Annotated in this window: 18 protein-coding genes; 16 read left to right on the top strand and 2 right to left on the bottom strand. The window is 64.9% G+C overall.

Annotated elements, in window-relative coordinates; all coding sequences use genetic code 11:
* The first annotated feature begins 25 nt into the window (after positions 1-25).
* From XH80_RS21855 to trmB, 10 genes are all read left to right on the top strand, one after another.
* Positions 26-481, top strand: a complete 456-nt coding sequence (locus XH80_RS21855) for a Fur family transcriptional regulator (RefSeq protein WP_271600346.1) — start codon at positions 26-28, stop codon at positions 479-481.
* A 5-nt stretch (positions 482-486) separates the two neighbouring features.
* The gene (locus XH80_RS21850; RefSeq protein WP_271600345.1) at positions 487-1,167 is read left to right on the top strand and encodes an HAD family hydrolase; all 681 of its coding nucleotides are present in this window, start codon (positions 487-489) and stop codon (positions 1,165-1,167) included.
* Between the two features lie 190 nt (positions 1,168-1,357).
* Positions 1,358-2,755: a tRNA (N6-isopentenyl adenosine(37)-C2)-methylthiotransferase MiaB gene (gene miaB / locus XH80_RS21845; RefSeq protein ID WP_271600344.1), complete on the top strand. Its 1,398-nt coding sequence runs from the start codon at positions 1,358-1,360 to the stop codon at positions 2,753-2,755.
* A gap of 64 nt (positions 2,756-2,819) precedes the next feature.
* Positions 2,820-3,818, top strand: a complete 999-nt coding sequence (locus XH80_RS21840; protein WP_271600343.1) for a PhoH family protein — start codon at positions 2,820-2,822, stop codon at positions 3,816-3,818.
* Between the two features lie 60 nt (positions 3,819-3,878).
* A complete protein-coding gene (ybeY, locus tag XH80_RS21835; protein WP_271600342.1) occupies positions 3,879-4,388 on the top strand; it encodes an rRNA maturation RNase YbeY in 510 nt (169 codons plus the stop codon).
* A 1-nt stretch (position 4,389) separates the two neighbouring features.
* Positions 4,390-5,508, top strand: a complete 1,119-nt coding sequence (locus XH80_RS21830; RefSeq protein WP_271600341.1) for a hemolysin family protein — start codon at positions 4,390-4,392, stop codon at positions 5,506-5,508.
* Positions 5,505-7,118, top strand: a complete 1,614-nt coding sequence (gene lnt / locus XH80_RS21825) for an apolipoprotein N-acyltransferase (protein WP_271600340.1) — start codon at positions 5,505-5,507, stop codon at positions 7,116-7,118. Before XH80_RS21830 ends, lnt begins: the two co-directional genes overlap by 4 nt.
* A 228-nt stretch (positions 7,119-7,346) precedes the next feature.
* Positions 7,347-7,760 carry a helix-turn-helix domain-containing protein gene (locus XH80_RS21820; protein WP_057746952.1) on the top strand — a complete coding sequence of 138 codons (414 nt, stop codon included), beginning with the start codon at positions 7,347-7,349 and terminating at the stop codon, positions 7,758-7,760.
* 86 nt (positions 7,761-7,846) lie between these two features.
* A complete protein-coding gene (locus XH80_RS21815) occupies positions 7,847-9,004 on the top strand; it encodes a M20 family metallopeptidase (RefSeq protein ID WP_271600339.1) in 1,158 nt (385 codons plus the stop codon).
* Complete coding sequence (gene trmB / locus XH80_RS21810; RefSeq protein ID WP_271600338.1) at positions 9,001-9,711, top strand: tRNA (guanosine(46)-N7)-methyltransferase TrmB; 711 nt, start codon at positions 9,001-9,003, stop codon at positions 9,709-9,711. The genes XH80_RS21815 and trmB overlap by 4 nt, the downstream gene beginning before the upstream one ends.
* A 94-nt stretch (positions 9,712-9,805) precedes the next feature.
* Here trmB and XH80_RS21805 read toward each other — a convergent pair whose 3' ends face one another.
* The gene (locus XH80_RS21805) at positions 9,806-10,888 is read right to left on the bottom strand and encodes a DUF2336 domain-containing protein (RefSeq protein ID WP_271600337.1); all 1,083 of its coding nucleotides are present in this window, start codon (positions 10,886-10,888) and stop codon (positions 9,806-9,808) included.
* 392 nt (positions 10,889-11,280) lie between these two features.
* Between XH80_RS21805 and rimP the strand changes: the two genes are divergently transcribed.
* The 4 genes from rimP to infB all read left to right on the top strand — a co-directional run bounded on the left by rimP (position 11,281) and on the right by infB (position 17,115).
* Positions 11,281-12,036 carry a ribosome maturation factor RimP gene (gene rimP, locus XH80_RS21800; protein ID WP_271600336.1) on the top strand — a complete coding sequence of 252 codons (756 nt, stop codon included), beginning with the start codon at positions 11,281-11,283 and terminating at the stop codon, positions 12,034-12,036.
* A 2-nt stretch (positions 12,037-12,038) separates the two neighbouring features.
* Positions 12,039-13,649 (top strand): transcription termination factor NusA, encoded by a 1,611-nt coding sequence (gene nusA, locus XH80_RS21795; protein ID WP_271600335.1) that lies wholly within the window; start codon positions 12,039-12,041, stop codon positions 13,647-13,649.
* 23 nt (positions 13,650-13,672) lie between these two features.
* Positions 13,673-14,356, top strand: a complete 684-nt coding sequence (locus XH80_RS21790) for an RNA-binding protein (protein ID WP_271600334.1) — start codon at positions 13,673-13,675, stop codon at positions 14,354-14,356.
* Positions 14,357-14,427: 71 nt separating this feature from the next.
* Positions 14,428-17,115: a translation initiation factor IF-2 gene (gene infB / locus XH80_RS21785; RefSeq protein WP_220004209.1), complete on the top strand. Its 2,688-nt coding sequence runs from the start codon at positions 14,428-14,430 to the stop codon at positions 17,113-17,115.
* 9 nt (positions 17,116-17,124) lie between these two features.
* Here the strand turns inward: infB and XH80_RS21780 are convergent, their stop codons facing one another.
* Complete coding sequence (locus XH80_RS21780; protein WP_271600382.1) at positions 17,125-17,409, bottom strand: hypothetical protein; 285 nt, start codon at positions 17,407-17,409, stop codon at positions 17,125-17,127.
* On the opposite strand from XH80_RS21780, the gene rbfA reads away from it, so the two are divergent.
* Entirely contained in the window at positions 17,326-17,715 is a 390-nt protein-coding gene (rbfA, locus tag XH80_RS21775) for a 30S ribosome-binding factor RbfA (protein ID WP_271600380.1), read from the top strand. The genes XH80_RS21780 and rbfA overlap by 84 nt on opposite strands.
* Complete coding sequence (gene truB, locus XH80_RS21770) at positions 17,712-18,830, top strand: tRNA pseudouridine(55) synthase TruB (protein ID WP_271600333.1); 1,119 nt, start codon at positions 17,712-17,714, stop codon at positions 18,828-18,830. The genes rbfA and truB overlap by 4 nt, the downstream gene beginning before the upstream one ends.
* The last annotated feature ends 2 nt before the right edge of the window (positions 18,831-18,832 follow it).

Below are 18,832 nucleotides of genomic sequence, written 5' to 3'. Positions count from 1 at the left end.
AAGCGCCCCCGCAGACGGACACACCATGACCGGACTTAAACCTTCTTCGGCACCCAAGGCGACCGGCATCGAGGCGCGCTGTGCCGCCACCGGCATGCGCATGACCGAGCAGCGCCGCGTGATCGCGCGCGTGCTTGCGGAAGCGGTCGATCACCCCGACGTCGAGGAATTGTACCGACGCTGTGTCGCGGTCGACGACAAGATCTCGATCTCGACGGTCTATCGCACCGTCAAGCTGTTCGAGGACGCAGGCATCATCGAACGCCACGATTTTCGCGAGGGCCGCGCGCGCTACGAGACGATGCGCGACAGCCATCACGACCACCTCATCAACCTGCGCGACGGCAAGGTGATCGAGTTCACCTCGGAAGAGATCGAGAAGCTGCAGGCGGAAATCGCCCGCAAGCTCGGCTACAAGCTGGTCGATCACAGGCTCGAGCTCTATTGCGTCCCGCTCGACGACGACAAGCCGACGTCTTAAGTCTCGTGCCCATCGACCTCATCATCTTCGATTGCGACGGCGTGCTCGTGGACAGCGAGGTGATTTCCTGTCGCGCTCATGCCGATGTGCTCACGCGCCACGGCTATCCGATCACCTCGGCACAGGTGTCCGAGCGCTTCCTCGGCCGTTCGACGAAGCAGGCCAATCTCGAAATCGAAAGCGAGCTCGGCCGCAAGCTGCCCGAGGCCTATCACGGCGATCTCCAGGACGAGCTGTTCCGCGCGTTCGAAGCCGACCTCGAGGCGATCCGCGGCATCCACGACGTGCTCGATGTCGTGACGCAACGCGTCTGTGTTGCTTCGAGCGGCTCGCATCCGCGCATGCAGGTGAGCCTCGGAAGCACGGGGCTCTATGAACGCCTCTCGCCGAATATCTTCTCGTCCTCCCAAGTGGCGAACGGCAAGCCGGCGCCGGACCTGTTCCTGTTCGCAGCCAGCCAGATGGGCGTGCCGCCCGAGCGCTGCGTCGTGATCGAGGACAGCCTGGCCGGCATTGCCGGCGCGCGGGCGGCCGGGATGAAGGTGTTCGGCTTTTACGGGGGCAGCCATTGCGACGACGGCCATGCCGAGACCCTGCGCCAGGCCGGCGCCGACCTGACCTTCGGCGATATGCATGAATTGCCGGACCTGGTCCGGCGCGTCGCCGCGGACGCCCTGACAGGCTGATTTCGGCCCATTGCCGTCATTCCAGGGCACGCGCAACGCGCGTGAACCCGGAATCCAGAGGTTTTCGCGCGGGATTCCGGGTTCGCGCTGGCGCGCGCCCCGGAATGACGACCCAAATCGGCTCATTCGCTGGATTTTCGATCCCTCAGCCTATATTTGAGGGCCGTCCTCCACCTCACCTCCGGGTTCCATGACGCCGCCGCGCAAGCTGCACATCAAATCATATGGCTGCCAGATGAATGTCTACGATGCCCAGCGCATGGTGGACACCCTGGCTCCGGAAGGATTCGTGGAGACAGCCCGTGCCGAGGACGCCGACCTTGTCATCCTCAACACCTGCCATATCCGAGAGAAGGCCTCCGAAAAGGTCTATTCCGAGCTCGGCCGCCTGCGCGTCGCCAAGGACGAAGCGGCGCGCGAGGGCCGCGCCATGCAGATCGCGGTGGCCGGCTGCGTCGCGCAGGCCGAAGGCGAAGAGATCGTGCGCCGCGCGCCCGTTGTCGACGTCGTGGTCGGACCGCAGAGCTATCATCATCTGCCCGACCTCCTGAAGCGCGCCGGCCATGAAGGCCGCGCGATCGAGACCGAGTTTCCCGCCGCCGACAAGTTCGGCTTCCTGACCCCGCCAAAACCCGATGCGATCCGCGCGCGCGGCATTTCCGCTTTCGTCACGGTGCAGGAAGGCTGCGACAAGTTTTGCACGTTCTGCGTGGTGCCCTACACGCGGGGCTCGGAGGTCTCGCGCCCGGTGGCGAAGATCGTCGACGATGTGAAGCGACTTGCCGACAATGGCGTGCGCGAGCTCACGCTGATCGGGCAGAATGTCAACGCCTATCACGGCGAGGGGCCTGACGGAAAAACCTGGGGGCTCGGCCGGCTACTCGAACATCTGGCGACGATTCCCGGCATCGCGCGGCTGCGCTATTCGACCAGCCATCCCCGCGACGTCGATGACGGTCTGATTGAAGCCCATCGCGATCTCGACGCCCTGATGCCGTTCGTGCATCTTCCGGTGCAGTCGGGCTCGGACCGGATTCTTGCCGCCATGAACCGGAAACATACCGCCGATGATTATCGGCGCGTCGTCGATCGTTTCCGCACCGCGCGCCAAGACATTGCTTTTTCATCAGATTTCATCGTCGGCTTTCCCGGCGAGACCGAGCAAGATTTTCTCGCGACCCTCGCGCTTGTCACGCAAATCGGCTACGCTGCGGCGTATTCGTTCAAATACTCCGCCCGGCCGGGAACGCCGGCCGCGGACATGCAGGAGACGGTGTCCCCCGCCGAGATGGACCAGCGATTGGAGCGGCTCCAGAACTTGATCGACAGCCAGCAATCGGCCTTCAACAAGGCTGCGATTGGCTCAACGGTCGACGTGCTGTTCGAACGTCCGGCGCGCAAGGACGGCCAGATCGTCGGCCGCACCGCCTTCCTGCAGCCCGCGCATGTGATGGCCTCGCCTGACATCATCGGAAAAATCCTGCCGGTCAGGATCGACAGCCTCGAGCGCTACAGTTTCCTCGGCGAGCTCGCCGCGCCACGCCATGCGCGCGAGCCCGCTTTATCATCCATCGCCACTGGAGCCTGAACCCTTGCCAAAAAGCGCATCGGATTCGTCTGCTATCGCTCCCAGCCGCAAATTTGACCGCGACATGCAAGTTCCGCCCGAGACCCAGGTCGTCATCGACTTCGACGACAACCGCGCCGCATCCGCGCTGGTCGGCCCCTACGGCCAGAATCTGGCGCAGATCGAGCGCCGGCTCGGCGTCGTCGTGGATTCCAAAGGCAACCACATCACCATCGGCGGCACCCGCGACGGCTGCGACGCGGCGCGCCGCGTGCTGGAGACTCTTTATGCCCACGCGGTGAAAGGCCAGGACGTCGACCAGGGCGAAGTCGAAGGCGCAATCCGCGCCGTGATCGCGCAAGGCTCGCTGTTCGAGTTTGACGCGAAGTCGGCCAAGTCGACCTTCGACAGCATCAACTTGCGCAAGCGCCCGGTGCGCGCCCGCACGGCGGCGCAAGACTCCTACATCCGCGCGCTGAAGCGTCATGAACTCGTGTTCGGCATCGGCCCCGCCGGTACCGGCAAGACCTGGCTCGCGGTCGCCCATGCCGCGCAATTGTTCGAGCGCAAGGAGGTCGACAAGATCATCCTGTCGCGCCCGGCGGTGGAAGCCGGCGAGCGGCTCGGCTTTTTGCCCGGCGATCTCCGCGAGAAGGTCGATCCGTATCTGCGCCCGATCTACGACGCCCTCTACGACCTGATGGACGCGCGCATCGTCGAGCGCGCGCTGCAGACCGGCGAGATCGAGATCGCACCGCTCGCCTTCATGCGCGGTCGCACGCTGACCAATGCCGCGATCATCCTCGACGAAGCCCAGAACACCACGTCGATGCAGATGAAGATGTTCCTCACCCGTCTTGGCGAGAACAGCCGCATGATCGTCACCGGCGATCCCTCGCAGATCGATCTGCCGAACGGCCAGACTTCGGGACTCGCCGAGGCGACGCGCCTGCTCGATGGCGTCGAAGGCATCGCGCAAGTTCATTTCAAGGCCGAGGACGTGATCCGCCACGAGCTCGTGGCACGAATCGTCGCCGCCTATGAAGGCTCGGCGCAGCGGCCGCCCGCCGGCAACAAATCCTGACGAGACAACAGCGGGACCAGGCGGGCGTTGACACAACGCCTTATCGTTCCGAACAGAGCCATGTCACATCCCAACCTTCCCATCACCGAGGTCCTCGTCGTCGCCGATTGCTGGCAAAGCGAGCCTGACGCCGAAGCCGTGATCCAGCGCGCCGTTGCGGCGGCCGCCGGATCCGTCGACGAAGACGTCGCGGACGCGGAAGTGGCGGTGATGCTGACCGATGATGCCGGCATCCGCACGCTCAACAGCAACTGGCGCGGCATCGACAAGCCGACCAACGTGCTGTCGTTTCCCGCGCTGCAGCCCGAGGGCGAATGGAAGCCGGGCGATGCGCCGCGCATGCTCGGCGACATCGCGATCGCCTTTGAGACCATGCGGCGCGAGGCGGACGAGGAACACAAGCCGTTCGACCATCATTTGAGTCATCTCGCGGTGCATGGTTTCCTGCACCTGATCGGCTACGATCACGAGAACGACGACGACGCGGAAGAAATGGAAGCACTCGAGACCGAGATCCTGGCTCATCTCGGCATCCCCGATCCCTATGCAGACCGCGCGGGGACGCACTGATATGCCGGACTCAGAGCCTATTCACGACAATCCGCGCAACACGGCCAATCTGCCGGCCGTCGTGACGCCGGGCGAGGTCATGCGCCCGACCGCGGAGGGCTGGCTTTTGCGGGCCATCCGCACGCTGTTCGGCTGGAAAGCCGGCTCGGTGCGTGACGATCTCCAGGTGGTGCTGGACGCATCGACGCCCGATGACACCGGCTTCTCCGCGGTCGAGCGCACCATGCTGCGCAACATCCTCGGCCTGCACGAGCGCCGCATCGCCGACGTCATGGTGCATCGTGCCGACATCATCGCTGTGAAGCGCGACATTCCGCTCGGCGAATTGATGGATCGGTTCGAGAGGGCGGGCCATTCGCGCCTCGTCGTCTACAACGAGACGCTCGACGATCCCGTCGGCATCGTCCACATCCGCGATCTGCTCGCCTTCATGACCGCGCGGGCGCGCGTCTCGGAGGCCACCAAGACCAAACGCAAGAAGCCGCTGCCGGCCGGGCTCGACCTGAAGGCCGTGGACCTCGCGCTGCCGCTGCAGGATGCGCGCATCATCCGCAAGCTGCTCTACGTGCCGCCGTCGATGCGCGCGATCGACCTTTTGGCGCAGATGCAGGCGACGCGCATTCACCTGGCCCTCGTCGTCGACGAATATGGCGGCAGCGACGGGCTGGTTTCGCTCGAGGACATTGTCGAGCAGATCGTCGGCGAGATCGACGACGAGCATGACAGCGACGAGCCGCCGTCGATCGTGCGGCTGCCCGACAACGCCTTCATCGCCGACGCCCGCGCCAGCCTGAAGGATGTCCGCACCGTCATCGGCGAGGACTTCGTCACCGGCGAGGCCGGCGAGGAAGTCGAGACGCTGGGCGGCTATCTCGTCAGCTTCGTCGGGCGCCTGCCGGTGCGCGGCGAGGTGATCTCCGGTCCCGGCCATTACGAGGTCGAGGTGCTCGATGCCGATCCGCGCCGCGTCAAGCGGCTGCGCATCTCGACCCGGAAAGAACGCCCCACACCGCGCACCCAGCGCGAGCGAAGCCGCCGCGAGGCCGCACCCGACAGCGGCCAGCCGCCGGCCAGTGACACCCCGACCCCGCCGCCTGCCGACGGGACCGGCCCGCAGTGAGCGCGTTCCAGCGTTTCCGGCAGATTGCGCTTGCCATCATCCTGACCTGGGGATGGAAGCGCGCGTTCCTCGCGATGGCGTGCGGCGCGTTCTCGGTGCTGGCGCTGGCGCCATTCAACGTCTTTCCGGTGCTGTTCATCACCTTCCCGGTGATGGTCTGGCTGATCGACGGCGCGGGTGCCGGACGTTACGGCGGCGTCCCCGCCGCGGCGCTGACCGGCTATTGGTTCGGGCTCGGCTATTTCGTCCCTGGCCTCTACTGGATCGGCTACGCCTTCTTCGTCGACGCCGACGTGTTCGCCTGGCTGACGCCGTTCGCCGTGCTGGGATTGCCGGCCTATCTCTCCGTCTTCACGGCGATCGGCTTCGCGCTGGCCCGCCTGCTCTGGACCAAGGACGCCACCCGCATTCTCGCGCTCGCCGCAAGCCTCACCATTGGCGAATGGCTGCGCGGGCACGCGCTCACGGGTTTTCCCTGGAACGCGTTCGGCTATGCGCTGTCGGAGCCGCTGGCGCTGGCACAGACGGCCTCGCTGATCGGCCAGTGGGGCATGACCTTCCTCACGGTCGCGATCTTCGCAAGCCCGGCGGTGCTGATCGACCGCACGCGCGATCGCAAGCCGGCATGGCGCGTGCCGGCTGCGGCGCTCGCGCTGCTGGTCGTCATGGGCATTTTCGGGGCGATCCGCCTGTCGCTGCATCCGACCACGATGGTTGCGGGCGCCAAGCTGCGCCTGATGCAGCCCAACCTGCAGCAGGACCTGAAATTCAACTACTCCGCCAAGGCGGCGGTGATGAAGAAATATCTGGCGCTGTCGGACCGCGCCTCCGGACCGCAATCGAGCGGCGTGAGCGCGGCCACAATCCTGATCTGGCCGGAATCAGCCTTTCCGTTCTTCCTGACCCGCGAAGCCGACGCGATGGCTGAGATCGCCGCGCTGCTGCCCAAGGGCACGGTGCTGATCACCGGCTCGGTCCGCGCGCCCGATCTGCCACCGGGCACGCCGATCACGCGGGCCTACAATTCGATCTATGTGATCGACCACGACGGCAGTGTGCTCGCCGTCTACGACAAGCTGCACCTGGTGCCGTTCGGCGAATATCTTCCGTACCAGGGCATCATGGAGAAGCTCGGCTTCGAGCAACTGACGCGCATGCGCGGCGGCTTCATTCCCGGTACGGTGCGGCACATGCTACCGGTGCCGAGCGCACCGCCCGCATTGCCACTGATCTGCTACGAGGCCATCTTCCCCGACGAGATCGGCACGCGCGACGAGCGCCCGGGCTGGATGGTGAACCTCACCAATGACGGCTGGTTCGGCATTTCGACCGGTCCGTACCAGCATCTGGAGCAGGCGCGGATGCGCGCCATTGAGCTTGGACTGCCGCTGGTCCGCTCGGCCAATACCGGCATCTCGGCCGTGATCGATCCGGTGGGACGGACGGTGGCCAGCCTCGGCCTCGGCATCGAAGGCATTTTGGACGCAAATCTGCCGACCGCAATCCCGCCCACGATCTATGCGAGAGTCGGTGACATCCCCGCAGCCATGCTCGTCGCACTGGCTGTGATTTTGGCGGTGCGGCGGCGCGTTGCCAAACGGCGCCCCTGATTACCGCGGCTTGCGATGTCCGGCGAGGTGGCCGGAATCCTTTGACAACCGTAGTCCCACGGTTGACAGACTGCACACGGGCTCCCCATTCTGCACCGTCTGCAAAAGACAGCGGTGCATTGCTAAATTTCTCCGCAATGTTTCCCCAATCAGAGTGAAGTTTTGACGTCGCTGTCACCTGAGGCAATCGTTCATTGCGCCGACGGTGGTGTTTGGAGGGCTGAGGAAATGTCGAAAGCGCCCAACCCTGTTGACAAATATGTCGGCAGTCGCGTGCGCATGCGCCGCATCATGTTGGGCATGAGTCAGGAAAAGCTCGGTGAAGCTTTGGGCCTGACATTCCAGCAGATCCAGAAATACGAGAAGGGCACCAACAGGGTCGGCGCGAGCCGCATCCAGCAAATTGCAGAGATTCTGCAGGTGCCGGTATCGTTCCTGTTCGAAGGCGGACCGAGCGGCGTCGCCGGCCCCGACGGCTTCGCCGAAGGCGCGTCGCCCTCTTATGTCTCGGACTTCCTCGCGACATCGGAAGGGCTCGCTTTGACCAAGGCGTTCACCCGAATCACCGATTCGAAGCTGCGCCGTTCGATCGTCGATCTGGTCGAGCAGATCGCCGCCCGCGAAGGCCCGGACAAGCGCTGAGGCGCTTTTTCATTCCGATTTGAGACTGCGCCAAATCTGGCCTATGTCGTCATTTGCGGACCGCGCCTCGCGCTGCCTCCGCTTAAATGATGCGATTCAAAGGCACAGATACGTCCATGGCGAGCTCCAATTCATTCGATTCCCAAACTATCCTCGCCGGTATCCGCCGCTGGGTGGAGATCGAGACGCCGACGGAAGTGCCCGAGCAGGTCAACAAGCTGACCTCGATGGTTGCCGATCATTATCGCGATCTGCCCGTCACGCTCGAACGCATCGCCGGTGTCGATGGCTGCGGCGATCATCTTGCGGTGCGTTCGACCTGGGGCCAGGACCGACCCGGTATCCTGGTGCTTAGTCATCTTGATACCGTTCATCCCATGGGCTTCATCGCGCGGCTGCCGTTCAAGGTCGAAGGCGACAGCGCGTTCGGTCCCGGCATCTACGACATGAAGGGCGGCGCCTACATCGCCTATCACGCCTTTCGCGAGCTGTGCGCTGCACCCACCCGTCCACCGCTCGGCATCACCCATCTGTTCACCTCCGACGAGGAGATCGGAAGCCCGACCTCACGCGCGCTGATTGAGAACGAGGGGCGCAAGGCCAAATACGTGCTGGTGACGGAGCCGGCGCGCGACGGCGGCAAGATCGTCACCGGACGCAAGGGCGTCGGGCGCTTCCAGGTGTTCATCAAGGGCGTGCCCGCGCATGCCGGCTCGCGGCCCGAAGACGGTCGCAGCGCGGTGCGTGAGCTCGCCAACGTCATCCAGACGCTGGAAGGGATGAACGATCTGACGCGCGGCGTCACCGTCAATGTCGGCGTGGTGCGCGGCGGCACCCGCCCCAACGTCACGCCGGAAGAAGCCTATGCCGAAGTCGATCTGCGCGTGCCTGGTACCAACGACGCGGACGAGTTCGTCGGCAAGATCCTCGGACTGACCTCGCAGACACCAGGCGTGACCGTGACCGTCACCGGCGAGCTCAACCGTCCGCCTTACGAGAAGGGCAATGCCGGCGCCTCGCTGTATGAGCATGCCAAGACGGTGGCCGCCGAACTTGGTTTCGAGCTCGTCGATACCCACACCGGCGGCGGCTCGGACGGCAATTTCACCGCGCCTTACACCGGCACGCTCGACGGTCTCGGCGTCGACGGCAAGGGCGCGCACACCCATTATGAGCAGCTCTACGTCTCATCGCTCGAACCGCGCGCCCGCCTGCTCTATCGCCTGTACCAGACGCTGCGATGAGCGAACGCAAGTCAGACCCCGATCGTGCCGACGGCGAGCGCGCCTTCTTCGGACGGCGCAAGGGTCACAAGCTCAGGCAGCACCAGGCCGATCTGGTCGATCATCTGCTGCCGCATCTGTCGCTCGACATCACGGCGGGAAGACCGGCGAACGCGAACGAGATCTTCGATCCCGCGGCCGAGGATGTGCGGCTCGAGATCGGCTTCGGCGGCGGCGAACATCTCGCCGCGGAAGCGCAAAACTTTCCGACCACCGGCTTCATCGGCTGCGAGCCTTACGTCAACGGCATGGCCAAGATCCTGGCGCAGATCGAAGCGGCCAACATCCGCAACATCCGCCTGTTCGCCGGCGATGCCGCCGAGCTGCTGGCCTGGCTGCCCGATTCCTCGCTGTCGCGGATCGACCTGATCCATCCCGATCCCTGGCCGAAACGACGGCACTGGAAGCGACGCTTCGTGCAGGACAGGACCATCGCTGCGATGGCGCGCGTGCTGAAGGCGGGCGGTGAATTCCGCTTCGTCTGCGACATCGACGATTACTGCGCCTGGACGCTGTCGCATCTGTCGCGCGCGTCGGATTTCACATGGCTCGCCGAGCGCGCCGATGATTTCCGTCAGCCCTGGGTCGGCTACACCATGACGCGCTATGGACGAAAAGCCGCGCGCGAGGGACGCAAGGCGGCGTATTTGCGGTTCAGAAGAAGCTGATTGTCGTTCCGGGGCGATGCGAAGCATCGAACCCGGAACCTCGAGATTCCGGGTTCGCGCTTTCGCGCGCCCCGGAATGACAGACGAGAGAATCTCAGATCGTCTGCCGGTTGCGCCAGAAATTCACGACGCGCTCGGCGGTCGATGGCATCAGGCGGGCGAAGTTCAGGCGCGCCTGCTCGAGATCGGCATCACCAGGGGTGCGATGCGGCCCGTACCACATCAGGATCAGCGCGCGCACCGTCGGCCAGCCCAGATTCAGCACACGGCCGATGACCAGAATCGGATCGTAGCGGTCGCCCGCGAGCAGGCGATCGAGCATCGCCAGCCTGACGCCTGACATCGCCGAGAGCGTGGCAACCGATTCCTCGTATTTGTGCGCCTTGGCGAAGCCGAGCAGCGCGCTCTCGCCGAGATGGCCGCCGCGATGCAGACCGAGCACCGTGCGTTGCGCGTCCGAGAAATCTCGTCGCGGCCCGGGCGGCAGCGAAGCCTCCTCGATCGCCGCCATCGCGCGGTTGATCTCGACCTGACGCGTCGGATTGACCACCGTGGAAAGGCGACGCCTGATGACGTCGAGCGTGCCGTCCAGAAGCTCCTTGAGGTGCTCGCCCGAAAGATCCTCGCGTTGGCCGATCTTGAGCGTCAGCACGCCGTCCTGGCTCGCACGCTTGATCAGCTCCGAATAGCCGCCCGGCGAGAAATGCGCCCCGGCGTTGCCGGCGGCGCGGCGCACCACGTCGCGATCGCCGCGCTGGACCAGCACGTCGGTGATCTCGGTCGACAAGGTCGGCCGCTCCGTTATCGCCAGCAGATGGCCCTGGCCTTTCAGCCGGGCGATCTCGACAAGCGCGGCTTCATCGAGCACGGGCGAGCGGCGCAGCACAGGACCCGCCACCATGATCTCGTTTTCACGCGCAAGCTGGCCGACCAGATGAGGCGGCGCATTGTCCAGCCGTGAGAAGCGCTCGGCGAGATCGACCCGCGCGGCAAGCTCGGCATGCGGGACGAGGTCGATCAGGAGATTGTCAAAGAGATCGACCAGCTCGGGACGGAGATTTGAAGCGTCCCGGAAGAACAGCGCGGAGATAGCGCTCGCGATCTCGCCACGACGCCGGGGATCACCGCGTTTGACGATATCGTCCAGTCCGGGAATGAGCGACGTGGCAACGGTCATGGAACGCAAACTCGAATCTGGCACGCCGTGGGCGCGCCATAGCTCAAGCCGCTCCACGATTGCGGAATCTAGGCCCCCTTCGTGAAAGAAGCGTTGCTCCCAGGGGCGCCGGTCGGCACTCCCCAGGGGCGCCAAGGGGCGACGGCCAGAGGCGCAAAAAGCTACATCCGCCTGCGATGGGCCTTGTCCGGGGGAGCGGAAAGGGCTATATCAGCGCCAATTCATCTTCTCATACGATCCGCGTAGTGAGAGTGGGCCCGAAAGGACCCGCTCTTTTTTATTACCTGAACGCGGCTCGGTAGAAGATTGCGGCCCGACGCTGTCGGGAAAGTTCCGAAGCGGGCTTTGTCCTCTTAGCCAAGCGTTAACCATCGAGCGCCTTGACCCCTGATATGACCGGACCGACCACTGGTTCCACCGATGCCGAGTTGCTGGCCGAGCCGAGGCTCGTGGTCGAGCCGGGCGTGGCGGCACGGGTGTCTGCGGTCGCGGCGCCGGTGCTCGAAGGCATGGGCTACCGCCTGGTGCGGATCCGTATTTCGGGCGAGGCCGGCTGCACCGTGCAGATCATGGCCGAACGGCCTGATGGTTCGATGCAGCTCGAGGATTGCGAGGCGATTTCGCGGGCGCTGTCGCCGGTGCTCGATGTCGCCGACCCCATCGACCGCGCCTATCGGCTGGAGATCTCCTCGCCGGGGATCGATCGGCCGCTGGTGCGCCGCTCCGATTTCGAACGCTATTCCGGCCATCTGGTGAAGGTCGAGATGGCCGTCGCCCATGAGGGCCGCAAGCGGTTCCGCGGCATTCTCGGTGCCGTCGAAGGCGACCGCGTGCACCTGCGTCGCGACGACGCCAAGGCGGGCGACGACGCCGACGTGCTGCTGACCATGGAAGATATCGGTGAGGCACGGCTGGTGCTGACCGATGAGCTGATCGCCGAATCGATGCGCCGCGGCAAGGCCGAGGAGCGCAAGATGCGCCGCGATCTCGGTCTGGAGCCGCCGCAAGCACCCCACGCCGAGATCAGTGCAAAAATCACCAAGAACACCAAGCCGAAAAAGAAGCCGGCACCGACCAATACCAAGAAACATCGCCTTGCCGCCGAACGCGCGCGGCGCGGCGAGATCGAGCCTGACGAAGGAGACTAGCCATGGCAGTCAGCGCCAATCGACTTGAATTGCTCCAGATCGCCGACGCCGTCGCCCGCGAGAAATCGATCGATCGCGGCATCGTCATCGCGGCAATGGAAGATGCCATCGCCAAGGCGGCGCGCGCCCGTTACGGCAGCGAGACTGACGTTCACGCCGAGATCGACCCGAAGAAGGGCGAGCTGCGGCTGTCGCGCCACATGCTGGTGGTCGACAAGGTCGAAAACCACTCCAACCAGATCTCGCTGATCGACGCGCAGCGCGCCAATCCGGGCGCCCAGGTCGGCGACACCATCGCAGACACGCTGCCGCCGCTGGAATATGGCCGCATCGCCGCGCAATCGGCCAAGCAGGTGATCGTGCAGAAGGTGCGCGAGGCCGAGCGCGACCGGCAATATCAGGAATTCAAGGACCGCATCGGCGACATCGTCAACGGCGTCGTCAAGCGCGTCGAATATGGCAGCGTGATCGTCGATCTCGGCCGCGGTGAAGCCATCATCCGCCGCGACGAGATGCTGCCGCGCGAAGTGTTCCGCAACGGCGACCGCGTCCGCGCCTATATCTTCGACGTCCGTCGCGAGACCCGCGGACCGCAGATCTTCCTGTCCCGCACCCATCCGCAGTTCATGGCGAAGCTGTTCGCGCAGGAAGTGCCTGAAATCTATGACGGCATCGTCGAGATCAAGGCGGTCGCCCGCGACCCCGGCTCGCGCGCGAAAATCGGCGTGATTTCCCGCGATTCCTCGGTCGATCCGGTCGGCGCCTGCGTCGGCATGCGCGGCTCGCGCGTGCAGGCCGTGGTGAACGAATTGCAGGGCGAGAAGATCGACATCATTCCGTGGTCGCCCGACATCGCGACCTTCGTGGTCAACGCGCTGGCGCCGGCCGAAGTGTCCAAGGTCGTGATCGACGAAGACCGCGAGCGCATCGAGGTCGTGGTGCCCGATACCAACAACCAGCTCTCGCTGGCGATCGGCCGCCGCGGCCAGAACGTGCGCCTGGCCTCGCAGCTCACCGGCTGGGACATCGACATCCTGACCGAGCAGGAGGAATCGGAGCGCCGCCAGGCCGACTTCGAGAACTCCACCCGTGTCTTCATGGAATCGCTCAATGTCGACGAGGTGGTCGGCCAGCTGCTGGCGTCCGAAGGCTTCACCTCGGTCGAGGAACTCGCGATGGTGGACCTCAAGGAACTCGCCAGCATCGAGGGTTTCGACGAGGAAACCGCGCAGGAGCTACAGAGCCGTGCCCGTGAATATCTCGATCAGCAGGAAGCCGAGATCGAGGCCAGGCGCAAGGAGCTCGGCGTCGAGGACGCCGTGAAGGACGTGCCCGGCGTGACCTCGAAGATGCTGGTGAAGTTCGGCGAGAACGACATCAAGACAGTCGAGGACCTCGCCGGCTGCGCCACCGACGATCTGGTCGGCTGGACCGAGCGCAAGGAAGGCGGCGAACAGACCAAGTTCGCCGGCGCGCTCGACGGCCTCGGCATCTCGCGTGACGAGGCGGAAGCCATGATCATGCAGGCCCGCGTCAAGGCTGGCTGGATCACCGAGGCTGACCTCGCCAAGCCGGCCGAAGAGGCTGACGCGGCCGAAGATCAGCCGGCTTAAGGGCCAAGGAGAATGTCGCCCGGATGCTTGCCAGCGTTGACAGCGAACTTGACCATGGACCGCGGGCCGAAAGGTCCGCGACCATGCGCATGTGCGCGGTCAGCCGCGAGGTCCGGCCGATCGATGAGCTGATCCGCTTTGTCGTATCGCCTGCCGGCGATATAGTTCCCGATCTCAAGCGCAAGCTGCCTGGACGCGGCATGTGGGTGACCGCCTCGCGCCAGGTGGTTGCGGAAGCCGTGCGGCGTCACCAATTTAGCAAAGCCTTCAAGCGCGAGCTGCGCACTCCCCAGACGCTTCCCGCCGACATCGAGGCGCTCCTGGTCCGGAGCGTGACCGAAGCCCTTGGGATTGCCGCCAAGGCGGGCCAGATCGTCACCGGATTCGGCAAGGTCGAGAGCGCCCTCAGGGAAGGCACGGTCGAGGTCCTGATCCACGCCAGCGACGGGGCCGCGGACGGAATCCGCAAATTGGACATGCTGGCACGGCAAAATGCCGGAAATCGCGGTACCAAGCCGCAGATTCCCGTCATCACCGCCCTGAAATCGGTAGAATTGGATTTGGCACTGACCCGGTCAAATGTGATACATGCTGCCCTGCTCGCGGGCCCGGCGAGCAAGTCATTCCTTTCACGTAGCCAGATGCTGGTCCGATACCGGATGGCGGACGCTGACAAGACTGCCGAAAAGCCCGGCCAGGATTTCTGAGAGACAACGACGACCCGATAGGACGGTGCGGAAACGCACAACACTGAATAAATCAGGATTAGGACTGCTGAATGGTTGATACCAAGACCCCTGACGACAAGAAGCTGAGCGTTCCGAGCAAGACGCTATCGCTCAAGCCGCGCGTCGAAACGGGCACTGTGCGCCAGAGCTTCAGCCATGGCCGCAGCAAGCAGGTCGTGGTCGAGAAGCGCGGCAAGCGCCGCATCGACGGCACCCCTGAGCCGCAGGCCCCCACGGTTGTTGCAAAGCCGGCGCCGGCTGCGCCCACGCCCGCCCCGTCACGCCCGGTGCCGCCGCGCAACGCCGGCTCCGGCGTCGTGCTGCGTACCTTGACCGAGGACGAACGTTCGGCTCGCGCCAGCGCGCTCGCTGACGCCAAGGTTCGCGAAATCGAAGAGCGCCGCCAGGCCGAGGAAGAGGCCCAGCGCCGCGCCGTCCGCGAGGCCGCCGAACGCGCCGAGCGCGAAGCCGCCGAATCCCGCCGCAAGGCCGAGGAAGAGCGTCACCGTCACGAGGACGAAGCCAAGCGCAAGGCCGAGACCGAAGCCAAGAAGCGTTTTGGCGAAGGCGAGCAGCCGGCAGCCGGCGCGCGTCCCGCCGCCGCAGCTTCGGCCCCGGCGGCCACCGCCCCGCGCCCCGCGCCGACCACGACGCGTCCGGGAGCGACGACCACCGCTCGCCCGGCAACCACCACGTCACGGCCGGGCGGCCCTGTCGGTCGCACGCCCGCCGTTGCGGCCGGTCCGGACGAGGACGATGGTCCGCGCCAGATCCGCCGCGGTCCCGGCGGCGCCGCGCGTCCTGCCGCGGCCCCGAAGACCACGCACAAGCCCGGCCCGCAGAAGGAGCGCGGCCGTCTGACCGTCGTGACCGCTCTCAACGCGGACGACGTGCGCGAGCGCTCGATCGCCTCGTTCCGCCGCCGCACCCAGCGCCTGAAGGGCCATGCCTCGAACGAGCCGAAGGAAAAGCTCATTCGCGAAGTGACGATTCCGGAAGCGATCACCATCCAGGAACTCGCCAACCGCATGTCCGAACGCGCGGTCGACGTCATCCGCATGCTGATGAAGCAGGGCGCGATGCACAAGATCACCGACGTGATCGACGCCGACACCGCGCAGCTGATCGCCGAAGAGCTCGGCCACACCGTCAAGCGCGTCGCCGCGTCGGACGTTGAAGAGGGTCTGTTCGACCAGGTCGATGATTCCACCGATACCGAGACGCGTTCGCCCGTCGTGACCGTGATGGGCCACGTCGACCACGGCAAGACCTCGCTGCTCGACGCGCTCCGCCATGCCAACGTGGTGTCGGGCGAAGCCGGCGGCATCACCCAGCATATCGGCGCCTATCAGGTGCTGTCGCCCGAAAGCGGCAAGAAGATCACCTTCATCGACACGCCCGGCCACGCCGCGTTCACCGCGATGCGCGCCCGCGGCGCCAAGGTCACCGACATCGTCGTGCTGGTGGTCGCGGCCGATGACGGCGTCATGCCGCAGACGATCGAAGCCATCAATCACGCCAAGGCCGCCCGCGTGCCGATCATTGTTGCCATCAACAAGATCGACAAGCCCGATGCCAAGCCCGAGCGCGTCCGCACCGAGCTGCTCCAGCACGAGGTGCAGGTGGAATCCTTCGGCGGCGAAGTCGTCGACGTCGAAGTCTCCGCCAAGAACAAGACCAATCTCGACAAGCTGCTCGAGATGATCGCGCTCCAGGCCGAAATCCTCGATCTGAAGACCAATTCGGAGCGTCCGGCCGAAGGCACCGTGATCGAGGCCAAGCTCGATCGCGGCCGTGGTCCGGTTGCAACCGTGCTGGTCCAGCGCGGCACGCTGCGTGTCGGTGACATCATCGTCGCCGGCGCCGAGATGGGCCGCGTCCGTGCGCTGATCTCGGATCAGGGCGAGACCGTGGACGAGGCCGGCCCGTCGGTGCCGGTCGAGGTGCTCGGCTTCAACGGTCCGCCGGAAGCCGGCGACCGTCTCGCGGTCGTCGAGAACGAAGCCCGCGCCCGCCAGATCACCAGCTACCGCGCGCACCAGAAGCGCGAGAACGCGGCGGCCTCGATCTCGGGCATGCGCGGCTCGCTCGAGCAGATGATGTCGCAGTTGAAGACGGCGGGCCGCAAGGAATTCCCGCTGATCGTCAAGGCCGACGTGCAGGGCTCGCTGGAAGCGATCCTCGGCTCGCTGGAGAAGCTGGGTACCGACGAAGTCGCAGCCCGCATCCTGCATGCCGGCGTCGGCGGCATCTCGGAATCCGACGTGACGCTCGCGGAGGGCTTCAACGCCGCGATCATCGGCTTCTCGGTTCGTGCGAACAAGGAAGCCGCTGCCGCCGCCAAGCGCAACGGCATCGAGATCCGCTACTACAACATCATCTACGACCTCGTGGACGACGTGAAGAAGGCGATGAGCGGCCTGCTCGCGCCGACCTTGCGCGAAACTATGCTGGGCAATGCCGAGATCCTGGAGATCTTCAACATCTCCAAGGTCGGCAAGGTTGCCGGCTGCCGCGTCACCGACGGCACCGTGGAACGCGGCGCCAATGTGCGCCTGATCCGCGACAACGTCGTCGTGCACGAAGGCAAGCTGTCGACGCTGAAGCGCTTCAAGGACGAGGTGAAGGAAGTCCAGGCCGGCCAGGAATGCGGCATGGCCTTCGAGAACTATCACGACATGCGTGCCGGTGACGTGATCGAGTGTTATCGCGTGGAGACGATCCAGCGCTCCCTGTAAGTCCAAATCTTACCGAAGCGCCCGGATCTTTTTGAGCTGAAATTGCGGGAGTGCGATGGCCGGATTTTTTCCGGCCATCCACGCTCCATTCGTTTCAACAGGACAAATGACAATGCTCGTGTCCCAAACGCGGGCACGTTGAGGTGATTTTCGACCATGCCACGGCATCATCAGAAAAAGAGTTCCGCGCCCGGCGGCTCGCAGCGTCAGCTGCGCGTCGGCGAGCAGGTTCGCCACGCGATAGCCGATATTCTGGCGCAAGGCAGCGTGCATGATGCGGACCTCGAAGGCCACATCATCACCGTGCCGGAGGTGCGGATGTCGCCCGATTTGAAGCTCGCGACAATCTACGTGATGCCGCTCGGTGGCCGCGACACCGAGCTCGTCATCACTGCGCTCGATCGCAACAAGAAATTCCTGCGCGGCGAAGTCGCGCGGCGCGTTAACCTGAAATTTGCACCTGACATTCGCTTCCGCGTCGACGAACGATTCGACGAAGCGGAACGGATCGAGAAGCTTTTGCGAACACCTGCGGTGCAGAAGGACTTGGACAAGAATCCGGATCAGAACCCGGATTCGGATCGGGAAGAAGAACAATGATGATGAACCCCGCACACGGCGCGATCGGCAGCGATGAGGTCGATGCGCGCGAGGCGCAGCAAAATAGTTTTGCGGATATCGGCGGCAATGGAGAGCCGCATCGGGAGGCGCGTCGCGTCAACAACGATCCGCGTGCGAACAAGCAGAAGGGCAATCAGGTGCGCCGCGATCGTCGCGATGTGCACGGCTGGGTCGTGCTCGACAAGCCGATCGGCATGACCTCGACGCAGGCCGTTGCCGTGCTCAAGCGCCTGTTCAACGCAAAGCGCGCCGGTCATGCCGGCACGCTCGATCCGCTCGCCTCCGGCGGACTGCCGATCGCGCTGGGTGAAGCCACCAAGACGGTTCCCTTCGTCATGGATGGCCGCAAGCGCTACCGCTTCACCGTGTGCTGGGGCGAGGAGCGCGACACCGACGATATCGAAGGCCAGGTCACCGCCACGTCCGACCAGCGCCCGACCCGGGAGGCGATTGAAGCCCTGCTGCCCCGTTTCACGGGAGTCATCGAGCAGGTTCCACCTCGCTATTCCGCGATCAAGGTCCAGGGCGAGCGGGCCTATGACCTCGCCCGCGACGGCGAGGTCGTGGAGCTGGCTCCCCGCCCGGTCGAGATTCACCATTTAATCCTTGTAGATCAACCAGATAATGACCGGGCCGTGTTCGAGGCCGAGTGCGGCAAGGGAACCTATGTCCGGGCACTCGCCCGCGATATGGGCCGGATTCTCGGTACTTTCGGTCATATTTGCGCGCTGCGGCGGACCCTGGTCGGCCCATTCAGCGAAAATGACATGATTCCGCTGGATCAGCTGGAGGCTTTGTGCGATAGAGCCGCGTCCGGCGAGGGAAGCCTCGCCGACGCGCTGATGCCCGTTGAGACCGCGCTGGACGACATCCCGGCACTGGCCGTCACTCGGGCTGATGCGGCAAGGCTCCATCGGGGCCAGGCCGTTTTGTTGCGCGGACGGGATGCGCCCACAAGTAGCGGCACAGTCTATGTCACGGTGGCAGGCCGTCTTTTGGCGCTTGCTGAAGTTGGCAATGGCGAAATCATCCCCAAGCGTGTGTTCAACCTGACCGGCTTGACTGCCTCAACCGGTCGCAACGAGAGAAATTGACG

Origin of the sequence: Bradyrhizobium sp. CCBAU 45384 (assembly GCF_028128665.1) — a bacterium.
Classification (GTDB): domain Bacteria; phylum Pseudomonadota; class Alphaproteobacteria; order Rhizobiales; family Xanthobacteraceae; genus Bradyrhizobium; species Bradyrhizobium manausense.
This window is presented reverse-complemented; position numbering and strand designations above follow the sequence as displayed.